The 13,320-nt window shown below is 45.5% G+C and carries 14 protein-coding genes; 11 read left to right on the plus strand and 3 right to left on the minus strand.

Annotated elements, in window-relative coordinates; genetic code table 11:
• Positions 1-8: 8 nt before the first annotated feature.
• Positions 9-686 carry a Crp/Fnr family transcriptional regulator gene (locus tag VSR74_RS20620; protein WP_347796427.1) on the minus strand — a complete coding sequence of 226 codons (678 nt, stop codon included), beginning with the start codon at positions 684-686 and terminating at the stop codon, positions 9-11.
• 625 nt (positions 687-1,311) lie between these two features.
• Between VSR74_RS20620 and VSR74_RS20625 the strand changes: the two genes are divergently transcribed.
• From VSR74_RS20625 to VSR74_RS20660, 8 genes are all read left to right on the plus strand, one after another.
• Positions 1,312-1,875, plus strand: a complete 564-nt coding sequence (locus VSR74_RS20625) for a fimbrial protein (protein WP_347796428.1) — start codon at positions 1,312-1,314, stop codon at positions 1,873-1,875.
• A 53-nt stretch (positions 1,876-1,928) separates the two neighbouring features.
• A complete protein-coding gene (locus tag VSR74_RS20630) occupies positions 1,929-2,645 on the plus strand; it encodes a fimbrial biogenesis chaperone (protein WP_347796429.1) in 717 nt (238 codons plus the stop codon).
• Positions 2,646-2,677: 32 nt separating this feature from the next.
• The gene (locus VSR74_RS20635; protein WP_347796430.1) at positions 2,678-5,173 is read left to right on the plus strand and encodes a fimbria/pilus outer membrane usher protein; all 2,496 of its coding nucleotides are present in this window, start codon (positions 2,678-2,680) and stop codon (positions 5,171-5,173) included.
• Between the two features lie 27 nt (positions 5,174-5,200).
• Entirely contained in the window at positions 5,201-5,860 is a 660-nt protein-coding gene (locus VSR74_RS20640; RefSeq protein WP_347796431.1) for a hypothetical protein, read from the plus strand.
• A 25-nt stretch (positions 5,861-5,885) separates the two neighbouring features.
• Positions 5,886-7,058 (plus strand): HD-GYP domain-containing protein, encoded by a 1,173-nt coding sequence (locus tag VSR74_RS20645; protein WP_347796432.1) that lies wholly within the window; start codon positions 5,886-5,888, stop codon positions 7,056-7,058.
• Between the two features lie 53 nt (positions 7,059-7,111).
• A complete protein-coding gene (locus VSR74_RS20650; RefSeq protein WP_347796433.1) occupies positions 7,112-7,957 on the plus strand; it encodes a winged helix-turn-helix domain-containing protein in 846 nt (281 codons plus the stop codon).
• Positions 7,954-8,436 carry a FidL-like protein gene (locus VSR74_RS20655; RefSeq protein WP_347796434.1) on the plus strand — a complete coding sequence of 161 codons (483 nt, stop codon included), beginning with the start codon at positions 7,954-7,956 and terminating at the stop codon, positions 8,434-8,436. The genes VSR74_RS20650 and VSR74_RS20655 overlap by 4 nt, the downstream gene beginning before the upstream one ends.
• Positions 8,437-8,759: 323 nt before the next feature.
• Complete coding sequence (locus VSR74_RS20660; protein ID WP_347796435.1) at positions 8,760-9,029, plus strand: hypothetical protein; 270 nt, start codon at positions 8,760-8,762, stop codon at positions 9,027-9,029.
• Positions 9,030-9,038: 9 nt separating this feature from the next.
• On the opposite strand, the gene VSR74_RS20665 is transcribed toward VSR74_RS20660, so the two are convergent.
• Positions 9,039-10,214 carry a fimbrial protein gene (locus VSR74_RS20665; RefSeq protein WP_347796436.1) on the minus strand — a complete coding sequence of 392 codons (1,176 nt, stop codon included), beginning with the start codon at positions 10,212-10,214 and terminating at the stop codon, positions 9,039-9,041.
• A gap of 389 nt (positions 10,215-10,603) precedes the next feature.
• Between VSR74_RS20665 and VSR74_RS20670 the strand changes: the two genes are divergently transcribed.
• Entirely contained in the window at positions 10,604-10,963 is a 360-nt protein-coding gene (locus VSR74_RS20670) for a YebF family protein (RefSeq protein ID WP_347796437.1), read from the plus strand.
• Here the strand turns inward: VSR74_RS20670 and VSR74_RS20675 are convergent.
• A complete protein-coding gene (locus VSR74_RS20675; RefSeq protein WP_347796438.1) occupies positions 10,945-12,372 on the minus strand; it encodes an aminotransferase-like domain-containing protein in 1,428 nt (475 codons plus the stop codon). The two genes, VSR74_RS20670 and VSR74_RS20675, sit on opposite strands and share 19 nt — an antisense overlap.
• Before the next feature lie 177 nt (positions 12,373-12,549).
• Between VSR74_RS20675 and VSR74_RS20680 the strand changes: the two genes are divergently transcribed.
• Positions 12,550-12,714, plus strand: coding sequence for a DUF1127 domain-containing protein (locus VSR74_RS20680; RefSeq protein WP_347796439.1), 165 nt, complete (start codon positions 12,550-12,552; stop codon positions 12,712-12,714).
• A 138-nt stretch (positions 12,715-12,852) separates the two neighbouring features.
• Positions 12,853-13,320, plus strand: a complete 468-nt coding sequence (locus VSR74_RS20685; protein ID WP_347796440.1) for a MarR family winged helix-turn-helix transcriptional regulator — start codon at positions 12,853-12,855, stop codon at positions 13,318-13,320.

A 13,320-nucleotide genomic window follows, 5' to 3' on the forward strand; every position in this document is an offset into this window, starting at 1 on the left:
TGAGTGGGTTATCTGCCGGGGCTTAAACTATTGATCTGAATATTCTTCTTATCCACAACAATCTCCCCGTGCTCTTTTAGCTCAGAAAGAGCGCGATTAAGACTTGATATAGAGACCCCCAGCAGCATTGCCATCTCTTTAAAGGTTACCGGTAGTGAAATATTGTCGGCTGGAAAACCATACCACTCATAGCGCTGGGCGATCAGTTTGAGGTATTCCCGCACTTTAGCCTGTGCATCCGGGCTGACTAATACCGCAATCATCTTCTGCTGTTCGGCTATTTCGAATGAGAGAATATCAGTGACGTAATTGATGAAGTTCTCTGTTATCTGGCTAAGGTCGTAAATCCGGCTGCGCTCAAGTAAGCAGAGTTGAATATCGGTCGCGGCGATAGCTTGATAGTGGTAGGTCTGGGTATGGAGATCTTCTGTGCCAATAACCTGGCCCGGTGTTTTGACATTAACGATATTACCATCGGGATCGTATATTTTTACCGTTCCTGTACGTAGTGCCATTAAATGCGTGATGGTATCTCCGGAATGGTAGAGATACTCGCCCTTTTTTAGCTCTTTTTTCCGCTGTAGGCTCTGGGTGAATAAAGTAATGCAATTATCAAAGAGATAGTCTTTACACATCCGTCCAAAACAACATTTTTCGCAAGTTACACACTGAGATGCATTGGCCATTTTTATAAGGTCCTTATGCCATTTTTTCTGTTCTTGATGCAGGTGATCCAATGAGAAATTGGACGATTGAGTATATCCCCAGAATGAGGTTGATTTGTCTTAAAAGTGCGGGAGATTTGTACATCCGATTTTTTCAGCGCCGTGGTGTAATTGTCCATCTTCAACTTTCTCTCTAAGAGAAGGATTGGTCAAATTAAATCCTCCTTATGTTGCATTTGTGTTTAAATATATTTACATGGGTGTTGTTGATATATCTCGCAATTAACCTTTCAATGCGTGTAAACATTCCATATGAACAGTTGATGCTCTAAAAAAGCGATTTTCGGCAATAGTCGTGAGTTCGAGTATTTGCGCTGTTTCTGGTGTTTTGTGCTTTATGATTAATTTATATAAGAATATAAAACTATAAATAGATAATTTTAAGGTTTGTTTGATTGGTGATTTATTTTAAATTCTTTTAATTTTTAAAAGGTTTTTTTTGTGTTCACATACTGCCTGTCCACTGCGAGGGATTCACTCATCACTCGCACATTGGAAAAACTGTAATTGCATCTGATAAGGCACGTGTTGGGATGTGTTGTATTAGGTGAATCTCAAACAAATGAAATGAATAGCGGGAATAAAAATGTTCAAGAAAAGTCTGGTGGCTGCCTCTCTTATGGTTTTGTCTGGTAGCGTATTCGCTGCAACTGATGAAGGCGTTGCGGGTGGTACTATTACTTTCAACGGTACCGTTACCGATACTACCTGTAACGTAACGACTAATAACGGTGCTGACTTCACTGTTAACCTGTCTCCTATTACTACCACTGATCTGGGTACTTCTGTCGGCGTTGTTGAAGCAGGCGCGAAAGAATTTACCATGGCAGTTTCTGGTTGTACTGGTTATTCCGCTGATACTGATGCGCTGAAAGTAAGCTTCACCAGCAGCAACGTATCTGATGACGAAAAATATCTGACTAACTATAGCGGTACTGCTGAAGGCGTGGGTATTGCGCTGACCAAAGAAGGAACCACCGCAGTTAATTTTAACGAAGCACTGGATACGGGTTTAACCGCTGCTGATGTATCTGGTAGCACCGGTACTTCCGATATTACTTATTTCGCTAACTATTATAACTACGGTGGCGCTGCGACCTCTACTGGTAGCGTCGTAACTGCAGCTACTTATACCTTCAGTTACGAGTAATAACATGCAATCGGGGCTATTGCAGCCCCGATTTTTTTTGCAAGAAAGGCATTATGAAAAAGTTAATATTTTTGCTCGTTACGATGGGTATTTCCTTCGCCGGCCAGGCCAGTGTGGTGATCAACGCGACACGCGTGATTTATCCGGCACAGTCGAAATATGTCAACGTACAGCTTGTGAACCGTAGTAAAACCACCCACCTGGTACAGTCGTGGATTGATACGGGGAACCCGGCTGCAGCGCCGGAAACGATCAAAACGCCGTTTAGCCTGACGCCTCCGGTTGTCAAAATGGCCGCGAATGATGGGCAGGCGTTAAAGCTTACGGTTATTAATGATTCTCTTATGCCAAAAGACAGAGAGAGCGTGTACTGGCTGAATGTGCTTGATGTTCCTCCGGTACCGGAAGGTGCTAAAGAGGGTGACAACTATCTGCAGGTCGCATTGCGTAGCCGGATCAAGTTGCTCTACCGTCCGGATGGCTTGTCTGAACCGGGTAACGATGTGTTGAAAAAAGTTAGCGTGAGCCAACAGTCAGGTGCTAGCTGTTTAAAAAATGATTCCCCTTACTACATCACTATCACTGAAGTGATTGGCTGGCACGGTGGCGATATCAAGAAAAAGACGACAGAAAAAAACTTATTAACAAATGCTGCATTTATCGCACCGTTTAGCTGTTTACAGGTTGCCGGCAATATTAAGCCTGCGGGAAATTATCGCGCGGCCTGGATTGATGATTACGGTTCGAAGCGTTATGCATTAATTAATTGAATCTTTTTACCAGATTTCCTGGGTCATAGAGCATGAAATATAAAAAGTTTTTCCATCGAGGATTATTAGTTAATTCTATTTGGGCTGCGCTGTATGTAGGCTGCTCTTTTGCTGAAGACTTCAATAATAGCTTATTGGTCGGAAATTCAGCAAATATGGACTGGAATAATAAAGCTATTGTTATGACCCCTGGGGAATATGATTTTGATGTTTATATTAATGATGACTGGAAAGGTAAGTATTCATTCATCGTCGAAAATGACAATGAAGGTACGCTGAAGATCAAAACCTCTGATGCCAGGTTGCTGGATATCCGCGAGCTGGAGCCGGTTTTTGACCGTGAGCAGGGGGAGTACATCAATGTTGATAAAATACTGCATGGCGGTTCACGTTCACTGAAACCGGGCGAGATGCGCGTCAATCTTGAAGTGCCTCAGGCATACGTGACGCGTACCGAGAGAAACTGGGTATCGCCGGAAAAATGGGATACCGGGATCAATGGCGCTTATACTAACTATAACCTGAGTTATTATAATTTCCGCGGTAAAACAGCGGGTTATACTGACTCGGATAACGTATATCTGTCTCTGAATAGCGGCCTGAACCTTCTGGGATGGCATCTTATCGACAACTCCAGCTATAGCCGTTCAAGCTCCGGAGAATCGGGAAAATGGCGCAATTCTACTCGCTATTTAGAGCGACCGTTTGCGGCGATAAATGCCATCGTGCGACTCGGCGACGCCTATACGTCATCGGAGTATTTTGACAGCATCCGTTTCCGTGGTCTGACGGTGAATAAAAGTCAGCAGATGTTGCCTGATAGTCAGCGCGTTTATATGCCTGTCGTGAGTGGTGTCGCCACTAGCGCCGCAGTCGTGCGCGTATTGCAGGACGGCAACGTTATTTATCAAATTACTGTGCCGCCGGGCCCCTTCGCTATTCGTGATTTAATGCCAACGGGCTCGCGAAATGAACTGCATGTTGAAGTGAAAAATAGCGGCGGCCAGGTTGAAACGTTTATCGTGCCGTTCTCATCTATGCCGGGAATGCTGCGTCCTGGCTCCAGTGACTATCGCTTTAATATGGGTGAAGTGAACATGCGCAATTCGAAGGATAATTCGAAATTTGTGCAATACAGCTATACCTATGGCGTGAATAACTACACCTCGCTTTTTGCCGGATTAACGCTGAATAATGACTATCGGTCGTGGTTGCTCGGTAGTACGGTCTCGTTGCCCTACGTAGGGTCATTCTCGGGATCGGTGGAGCAGGCGCGCTATCAACTCCCCGATGCGGATAAGCAAAGCGGGGAGAAATACTCCATCTCGTGGAGTAAGTATTTTGAGACAAAGACCAACGTTACGTTGGCCTCTTACTATTATCGCACCGAGGATTATGCATCCTTCAGCGATTACATTGCGACCAGGGAAAACCTGGAACAATATGGCTATCTCAGTACCACGCGTAACAGTAAGCAGGCTTTTAGCGCTTCGGTTTCACAGACTCTGCCACGTGATTTTGGCAAGTTAACGCTCACTGGCTACTGGCGTGACTACTGGAATAACCAGCGTAGCAACCGTCAGTACAATCTGACGTACAGCAACAACTATAAAGATGTGACCTACAGCCTGTCATTACGGCGTACAGAATATACTCAGAGCTATTACGATACCGATTACGACGGTGATCAAGTCAGCAATCTGAGAAAGAACAAAAGCGCGGATGAGAGTGTTTATTTCTCAGTGACCATCCCGATGAGTATTTTTGATACACATGCGAGCGTTTCATCGCGTACTACGATTGAGAAAGGAAAATATGCCTCTTCAGACGTCAGTCTGAGCGGTGAAATGAAAGACGTAAGTTATAGCATGGTGTTAACGAACGATAACGATGCGAAGTCACGGTCAGCAGATCTCTATGCATCCTGGGATAACAGCTACAGTAGTTTGAGCGCGGGTATGACTGAAGCGACGGATTATCGTCAGCTTAGCCTCGGGGCTAGCGGGAATATTCTGGTATGGCCATCAGGCGTACTGACGTCAGGTTCGACGGGGCGAAACTTCGTGATTATCGATGCGCCGGGGCTGAATAATGCAGTGGTCAACGGCAATACGGCGGTGAGAACAAACTCGAAAGGGCAGGCATTATCGACCAGCGCGGTTGCCTATCGTCAAAACCATTACCGTCTGGACCCGGATGGAACACAGGATAGCAGTGTTGATCTGTTAGGAAATATTGAATATATCGCCCCTTACGAGGGGAGTATTACGTATCTGAAGTATAAAACGGATACCCGTAAAACCTTCACGCTGAACATTATGCGCCCTGGAAATGACCCTCTGCCGTTCGGTGCCGCAGTTATGGATGAGCATGAGAATCCACTGGGATATGTCTCTCAGGGGAGCCAGGTTTATTTGAAAGCGGATACGTTACCTAAGGTGCTGAAAGTTAATATCAGCAGTAAAAAGCATAAACAGTACTGTGCTGTACAGGCACCGGCTGAGAATAGCTTAAATATTTGCCGGTAATCACCTACGGGTGGTGATCATACTCCAATGAGTAAAGTTAGCGGAATTATGTTACGTAGATATTATATTGATTCTGACAATGCTTTTCTGTCTTTGGCGATCCAGAGCATTTTTGATGAACTGGATCAACCTTTGATTACGGGCCAGGAAAGTGAAGAACGTATTTTAGTTCTCTCTGAGAAAAAACGCATACAGGATATCCTTGCAGGTAAAGAACGTCGTCTTGAGGAATATGATTTAATCATTTGCTCAGAGCCTTACTATTCACTGTGTCGGCAATATTTGGGTAAAGCTACCCGCAAAATTATTAGTATGGATAGAGGCGCTCAGGCGTTAAAACATGATATTCAGGCCTTCATTAATCATCGCGAAGAGAAACTGGAATTGAATGATGTTAGCCAGTTGATGGCTTTGACGCCGGATGAGCGTATTACTATTACAAATTATGTTTCGCAGTATGGCTATCGGAAAATTGCCTGCGACCATGCTAGCAATGTGAAAACTATTTCACGTTATAAGCGTGCAGCAATGTCGAAACTGGGCTACCGCAGCAATATGGAGCTCTGGCTGGCAATTAATTTTCTGTTCTATTTGGGTTATATTTCACTGTTTCACCCTGAAAGAAAGAGCAGAGGCCTCTCTTGCCCACAGCCTGCAATGCTGCAAGGTAATCTTTGTTGTTTTTAACTACAATGATGAATAGATATATTCAATGAAAATTTCTGTCCAGGATTGTTTAAATCTAATAAATGTTGTTATTGAACCGCTTTTTAGCGATCTGGCGTTGCATTTGCGGCAGAGCTCATTTATTGCATTCTATATTGCGCGTAACCTGCAACTTTCGGATAACCAGATCAAGAATGTTTTTATTTCGGCAAGTATGCACGACCTCGGTTTATTGTTGAAAAACACCCGCAGCGATCGTCTGGTTACTGCTGATATTCTAAACGGCCATTATGTTAATGGCCTGGAAGTACAGCATGAAATTATGATGTTAAATCGCATCAGTAATTCACTTTCTGTACCAGAAAATGACTGTACGCTAATAAATGATATTGTATATTTCTCAGATACTTTTGAGCTTTATTTAAAAAGCCAGGATAAAGATTACATCTCTTATCCTGAAATATTGGTTAATGATTTTTTCATACAGCATCCAGCATTTCGTCAGGAAATTGTAGAGGCGATGAAACGCCTTGCGCTGGATGATGTGTTCTGGCTGCGACTTGAATCAACGAATTTGCATAAGGTTTTGCAGCGCATCAGCCCATTGCGAGAATCTTATGTCACGCTGGACGATCTTAAAGATATCTGTTTGATATTGGCGCGTATTGTCGATATCCACAGCAGCTTTACGGTGACGCACAGTACCAGCGTCAGTCGGGTTGCCGCCAAAATTGCCAGTCTGATGTCCTGTTCGCCAGAGCAGCAGAAGAAAATTGGTATTGCAGGCTATTTACATGATATCGGCAAGGTGTATATCCCTTCAGAAGTTTTGAATAAAGAGGGGCAGTTGACGCGTAAAGAACGGGCGCTGATGAAAAAACACAGCTATAAGACGCTGGAAATGTTGAGCCATATTAAATCCTTACAGGAGATAATACCATGGGCAGCCAACCATCATGAAAGGCTGGACGGCAGTGGATACCCTTTCGGGCTTCGCGCTGAAGAACTGGATGAAACGTCCCGAATTATTGCCGTTGCGGATGTCTTCACCGCATTGACCGAAGATCGCCCCTACCGTAAGGGCATGGATTTGCCGCGAGCAATGGATATTCTTGAGACGGAAGCTGAACAAGGAAAATTAGACAAGTTGATTGTTAATGTGGTCAAGCGTAATATTAACATTATTTTTGATTGCGTAGGGCGGATCATTCCCGAATGATTTACTATGTTATCTATGACAATACTATTGATCTCTATGTGTAATCAAAAACTATGAAATACCGTATCGCTGAAAAAATCGTTTTTGACTCGGAATCTGACTGGATTGTATACAGAGACGGCGATAGCGTGCTGATGGAGAAAAAACTTACCAGGACGGCTGCACAAATCCTCTCTATTCTGTTAGCCAGTTATGGTGAGCTGGTGGAACGTGATTATCTGTTGAGTGAGGTTTGGGAGACCCGCGGCCATCATGGTTCTAACTCTTCGCTTAATCAGTACATCAGTATCTTAAGAAAAACGCTATATGAAATGGGAATACCCAAAGATTGCATCGTTTCTGAGCCTAAAAAAGGTTTTATCTTCTCCAGGGCCGTTATGGTCAGGGAAGTTCTGGCCCAGGAGCTATTACAGAATAGCGATGATACCTTAGAAGAGGCATTGCCCCCGGTTGTTATCCAACCCGATGCAGCTAAATCCCCATCACCAAATAATTTTCGTGCTGAGCATAATTTTGCGGTAAATATAGCGCTTTGGCTTTTAGTCGTTATCACGATGCTGGCTGTTTTCTTCGAAATAAATAGAACACGTAGCGAGACAGGTAATCTCCAGCCGGTGAAGTTGTTTAACCTGAAAAAATGTCATGTGTTTTCTGATACTGGGAAATATACTTCCTATCAACCCATAATGAAAGAAGTTATTTATTCTATTCATCCCGATATCGATAAGCAGTGCTCTTCTGAAAATATGATCCTCTTTATTCGGGTTCAGCCAAGTATTTACTTTGGTCATGCGGGGCGCGTTTTTCTGGCGCTTTGTGCAGGTAAATCAGATGGCGATGAATTGACGTACTGCGAGAATAATTATCGCTATAATTATTTGCACCATCAGGAGCAATGATCAACATGCGTTTGATATCGATAGTATTACTGGCAATCAACATTATTGTACTAACCGCCTTGTTTGTCGTGCGCTTACCTGGCCCCGAATATTTTAATGCTACCTGTCGGGCATACATGGATTATCGTGGTGTTACTGCGGGTGACGGATTTAACTTTAAAGGTGATATCTCCTTCTTTTTTAATGATAATAAAACAGGCAGGTATTACATCTCAGGTACTATGAGTGATGATATTGGTAACTATTCCATCTCTCGACTTATTAACTTCACCTATCAGCATAAAGGGAAAGAGGAATACTCTTTTACACCCGTTTCCGTTGAAAAATCAGTTCATGATGATGTTTCTGATAAAATTCATGACAAACTGAAAAGAATGCTGCCGTTAACGCAAAAAGTAACGGTGAATATGAGCGTGAGTGATAATTATATCCTTTTCAGTAATGCAGTAAGCCCGTTATTCATTTGTGTCAGTCTGTAGAATACGTAAACTTTCATACGCCGCGCTTCAACCTTATTCACTCTTCCCTTCCTGTTCACAGTTTGACGTAACATGGATGTGCTGTTCTAAGCGACAGTACTCTTCCGTGTCGCGTCTGCGATCTTATCTGACGAACATATTATAATGTTATTTTTATGTAATTCCGAATTAAAAGGATGTAGCCAATGGGCCATGCCAGGAATATAAAATTGTTCATATGAATACTTGTTAGAAAAAATTCTAAAAATGTCAAGTAATATATTGAATAAAAATTAATAATACATATGATGAACCCATGTAGCCGACAATCAGGGGACATCATAATGATTAATATCGTGCGCTTTTCCAGCTTTCTGTTTTTTTTCGGTGTGAGTGTTTTTGCATCGGCTCATACTATCCAGTTCTCAGGCCGTGTCGTTGATGGTGCAACCATTGCCAGAAATAACTGCCTGTCTCATGCTATTCAATACGATAAAGAGAGAACTTGTCGCAGTGAAACCGGAACGGTTGTTTTTACCACAATTAAACATGCCCTGGTAAAATATAAAGGGGAACTGACTAATGCCCGTATCGTTACGATTAACTATAAATAATAAAGAGACCTAATCATAACCAAACATTATTTGGGCAGTGGCAATAACATCACCAGCCGTTAATGCAGCGGCATTGTAAACCTTATAATAAGCATTCAGTGAAATGTAATTCACTTTTTCAATGTTATCACCCGCTTTTAGTTCGAGTAAGGTGGTTGCATTGGTAGCAGAAGAACCGGAACTTAGAACAATATCCTGCCCGGTCGATAAGCTTTTCAGCGAGATACCCACACCACCGGCGGTCGAATCATCGTTGATAATTACCGTACCTGAATCCGCGTCGTTCAGAATGTCGTGGCTGGAGAGCCAGGCATTAATATTGCGGGTCGATGTGGTGCCAGCCAGCGCATCGGAGCACTCAATAGGCAAGCGGAACGTTGTCCCCGTGTCTTCGCCGTTACGGGTGAGTCGATCCAGTGAGGCAGCGGGTAATTTAATTGTCATATCATGCGTCAGGTTGCAGGTCGTCTGGTTTGGCGCGAACTGCACACTGAGTTTTTCGTAGGCGATATAGCGGCTGGTAGACCAGCTTGCGGTATCGTTAATCATATAATCCCAGACATTTTCACCGTAGGTTGAGCACTTATTTCCCAGGATGTTGCAATTATAGGTATTGCTGCCATCGCCGTGGCCGCTCATCACTGCGGGAATAACCGACAGGACACCGCTGGTTGTACTTTTAGTCATGTTGCTCACGCCAGCCGGGGCGCTGGAGAGTAATTCGAACATGACAGTGTATTGTGTCTGATAGCTCGAAATCGAATGTTTACCGGCAATGCCGTTCACTTTCTCTTTAGTATCACCTGAAATCTGGGCAGTTGTTTTAATCCAGTATTCTTCCTGGCCATCGCTGGAGGAAAAATGCAGGTAGACCGGGTTGTTATTAAATCCGGTAAAATAGAATACGTTATCCAGACCAACACCATAGGTACATGACATTTTCCCCGACCAGCTCGTGCTGTAGGTTACTGAATAGGTAGAGGATTGGGCGAATACTTTCGATAAGTTTAACGATTTATCAGATTCTGCGACCCGGGTTTTGGAAAATAAACCGCTTGAAACATCACAGGTATTGCTCAGTAAGCCACGACTGCTTTTGTCGGCAGAGGCGTGTACCTTGCCACCAGAGATAATTGACGTAAAGAGAAATAGCGCCCACAAAACGCCTGTGTGATTGAGTTCCATAAAAAAGAATTTCCTGAAGAGTAGCTAAGATAAAATGATTAGCAATGTAACTAATTTAGTTATGTAACTTATGTTCTCATTTTTTAATTATTGCGCAAAGTATAAACACCGAATGTTAATTTACTTTCGGATTTTACCAGGCGTTGTTAGCTTTTATTTATCTTTGTGAAAAGGTTGGTGCTTTATCTCTGTCAGTGTCGCTCGAAATGGGCTTCTGGTTCGTTATTATATTCACTCCTCAGCGTCTTTTCGTACTGGCTACCCCATTCCACCGGGCGCTGGTCTCTATCCTTACCAAACAATACAGAAGCGTCAATGAACTTGAGAAAAAGGCGGTTATTATATCCAGGAATTTTGAATGGTTATTTTTTGCGTATCAGGAATGACTGATGAGAAAAGCACTGCCTAAAACTCTCCGGGTTCCGATGATGTTATCCCTCGCCGTGGGCACCCTTTTTATTCTGCTGCCTACCCGGCAAAGCGAATCGGCGTCCGAGTGCCGAAGTAGCCTTTCCCGCCAGGCGAAATATCTGGTGCAGGAGGATTACCTCAAGAGCCGCTTTCCCTACTGGCAGATCGAAAAGAAAATGCTGGGCACGCTGACGCCTGATTTAAGCTTTGGCAGAGTCACAATTGAGAACGAGGCTTATCATGTCCCGTTCACGGCGGTTGGCCCCGACGCCACGCTTACGCGAGTAGGCATTATCGACTGCCGCTTACAGGATATTGATTACGCCTTCGCTTCCTGATCCATCGCCCGATGTACCGCCTCGCCAAGCTTTTCCATCACCTGACGGTGCAATTCGTTGGTTGGCAGCGCGCAGTTAATGCGCAGGCAGTTGCGATATTTTCCCGATGCGGAGAACAGCGAGCCCGGCGCGACCTGAATTTTCAGGCGACAGAGTTGTTTGGCGACACAGACCATATCCACCACTTCCGGTAGCTCCACCCACAGCAAATACCCGCCGAGCGGGCGGGTGACACAGATGCCGCAGGGAAAATACTGACGCAGCCAGCAGGTGTAGGTCTCCATATTACTCTGGTAGATCTGCCGCATTCGCCTGATGTGGCGGTGGTAATGGCCTTCGCGAATGAATGCCGCCACGGCAAGCTGCGTCGCCGGCGGCGTGGTGCCGCTGGAGGCGTATTTCATGTGCATCACCCGGTCACGATAGCGGCCCGGCGCGATCCAGCCGACCCGCAGGCCTGGGGCGACGGTTTTGGTAAACGAACTGCACAGCAGCACGCGTCCATCAATATCAAACGAATGAATGGTGCGCGGTCGCGGATATTCAGCCGCCAGTTCGCCGTAAATATCATCTTCAAAAATTACAATATCGTGGCGTTGAGCCAGCGTCAGCACTGCGCGCTTTCGCGCTTCCGGCATGATAAACCCGAGCGGATTATTGCAGTTTGGCACCAGAATTATGCCCTTAATAGGCCACTGCTCCAGCGCCAGTTCCAGCGCTTCAATGCTGATGCCGCTCTCCGGGTCGGTGGGAATTTCAATGGCTCTAATGCCGAAGCCGCGCAGCAGTTGCATGGTGCCGTAAAACGAGGGCGATTCAACGGCGACGATATCGCCGGGTTTACACACGGCCAGCAGGGCAATTGAGAGCGCACTATGGCAACCGTTAGTGACCACCACATCGTCGGCGCTCACCGCCGAGCCGCCATCCAGCATCAGACGGGCGATCTGTTCGCGCAGCTCCCGCCGTCCGGCCAGTTCATCATAGCTCAGGATCTCCGTTGGATTATGCTGTATTACGCGGCTCATCTCGCGCCATAGCGGTTTCAGGCTGGGCTGGGTGACGTCCGGCGACCCGCCGCCGAAAAGGATAGTCTCTTTATCAAGGCGAGCGTCAAGCATCTCCAGCACCTGATCCCACTGGGTCACTTCCACCGGGCGCTGTACGGGGCGGCTCATTGCAGGCACAGGTGGCAGGGCTTTACGCGGTGCAACGAAATAGCCGGATCGCGGCTGAGGTGTGATGAGCTGGAGCGTTTCCAGCGTCTGATAAGCCTGCTGTACGGTGCTGATGCTCACGCCATGTTCCTGGCTTAAATTGCGTACCGAGGGGAGTTTCTCGCCTGCGCGATAAAGCCCTTGCTCAATACGTTGCGCCAGCAGATTGGCCAGATGTTGGTAGCGTGTCATGCTGTATTCCTCAGTGTCACCATACAGATATACAAACCAGTACAGATTACGATAAAAAACACCGTGCAGATGAAGTTTTAGACGATCTGTATGTTAAAGAAAAGTAATTTCTGAGTCTGTATTGTACCCGCCTGTTTTAGCGAAGATAAAGCCTCTGACAAGGTGTGGAGGTGTGATATGGGCTTTTATGAAAACCGTGCCAAAAGACCGTTTATTGGGTGGGTATTGCTGTATCGGGCGGTGCAACAATGGTACCTGCGCAAGCGCACGCAACGGATCCTCGACAAAATGAGCGACGAACAGTTGAAGGATATTGGTTTAACCAGGAATGATTATCGCTGATCTCCCGCGCACAACCCTCTCTCTTCCACAGGGAGAGGGAGTCGTACTTTTCACATTCAATGCTATTCACTCCATCGTTTCTTGATACTTACCATGGTAAGTATTATCTTCCTCAATGTAATCACTGAGGAGTTTGCCATGACTGAAGATGAATTGTTTTCCCGCAGGCCAATGGGGATGCGGATGGCAATGATTGTTCGCCAGTGGCGGTCTGTCATCGATCGGGCGATCACCGACACCGGATTGACGCAATCGAGCTGGACGGTGCTGATGCAGCTTCAGCAACTGGGCGATAATGTGTCGGTCAGCGAACTGGCGGAGGTGCAGGGCATCGAACTGCCGCCGCTGATGCGCACGCTGACCTTGCTGGAACAGCAGGGTTATCTGCACAGAACGGTGTCGCCTTACGACAAACGCATTCGTCTGCTGACGCTTACGCCGGAAGGCCAGGCGGTGCTGCAAAGACTGACGAAGGTTATCGAAGATTTCCAGACCCGCGTGTCAGAAAATATCCCGCCAGAACAGATCGCTCTGTTCAGCGAAACCCTGAATCACATTGCCTGCAATTTGCGGATGCTCCGCGAAGAAAATAATAAAACCGAATAA

The organism is Pseudocitrobacter cyperus (genome assembly GCF_039889165.1).
In the GTDB taxonomy this organism is placed as follows: Bacteria; Pseudomonadota; Gammaproteobacteria; order Enterobacterales; family Enterobacteriaceae; genus Pseudocitrobacter; species Pseudocitrobacter cyperus.

Coding starts and splice junctions, on each gene's coding strand:
- VSR74_RS20640 (WP_347796431.1), top strand. CDS start 5,201: ATGAGTAAAGTTAGCGGAATTATGTTACGTAGATATTATATTGATTCT.
- VSR74_RS20630 (WP_347796429.1), top strand. CDS start 1,929: ATGAAAAAGTTAATATTTTTGCTCGTTACGATGGGTATTTCCTTCGCC.
- VSR74_RS20625 (WP_347796428.1), top strand. CDS start 1,312: ATGTTCAAGAAAAGTCTGGTGGCTGCCTCTCTTATGGTTTTGTCTGGT.
- VSR74_RS20685 (WP_347796440.1), top strand. CDS start 12,853: ATGACTGAAGATGAATTGTTTTCCCGCAGGCCAATGGGGATGCGGATG.
- VSR74_RS20655 (WP_347796434.1), top strand. CDS start 7,954: ATGATCAACATGCGTTTGATATCGATAGTATTACTGGCAATCAACATT.
- VSR74_RS20660 (WP_347796435.1), top strand. CDS start 8,760: ATGATTAATATCGTGCGCTTTTCCAGCTTTCTGTTTTTTTTCGGTGTG.
- VSR74_RS20650 (WP_347796433.1), top strand. CDS start 7,112: ATGAAATACCGTATCGCTGAAAAAATCGTTTTTGACTCGGAATCTGAC.
- VSR74_RS20620 (WP_347796427.1), bottom strand. CDS start 686: ATGGCCAATGCATCTCAGTGTGTAACTTGCGAAAAATGTTGTTTTGGA.
- VSR74_RS20675 (WP_347796438.1), bottom strand. CDS start 12,372: ATGACACGCTACCAACATCTGGCCAATCTGCTGGCGCAACGTATTGAG.
- VSR74_RS20645 (WP_347796432.1), top strand. CDS start 5,886: ATGAAAATTTCTGTCCAGGATTGTTTAAATCTAATAAATGTTGTTATT.
- VSR74_RS20680 (WP_347796439.1), top strand. CDS start 12,550: ATGGGCTTTTATGAAAACCGTGCCAAAAGACCGTTTATTGGGTGGGTA.
- VSR74_RS20665 (WP_347796436.1), bottom strand. CDS start 10,214: ATGGAACTCAATCACACAGGCGTTTTGTGGGCGCTATTTCTCTTTACG.
- VSR74_RS20670 (WP_347796437.1), top strand. CDS start 10,604: ATGAGAAAAGCACTGCCTAAAACTCTCCGGGTTCCGATGATGTTATCC.
- VSR74_RS20635 (WP_347796430.1), top strand. CDS start 2,678: ATGAAATATAAAAAGTTTTTCCATCGAGGATTATTAGTTAATTCTATT.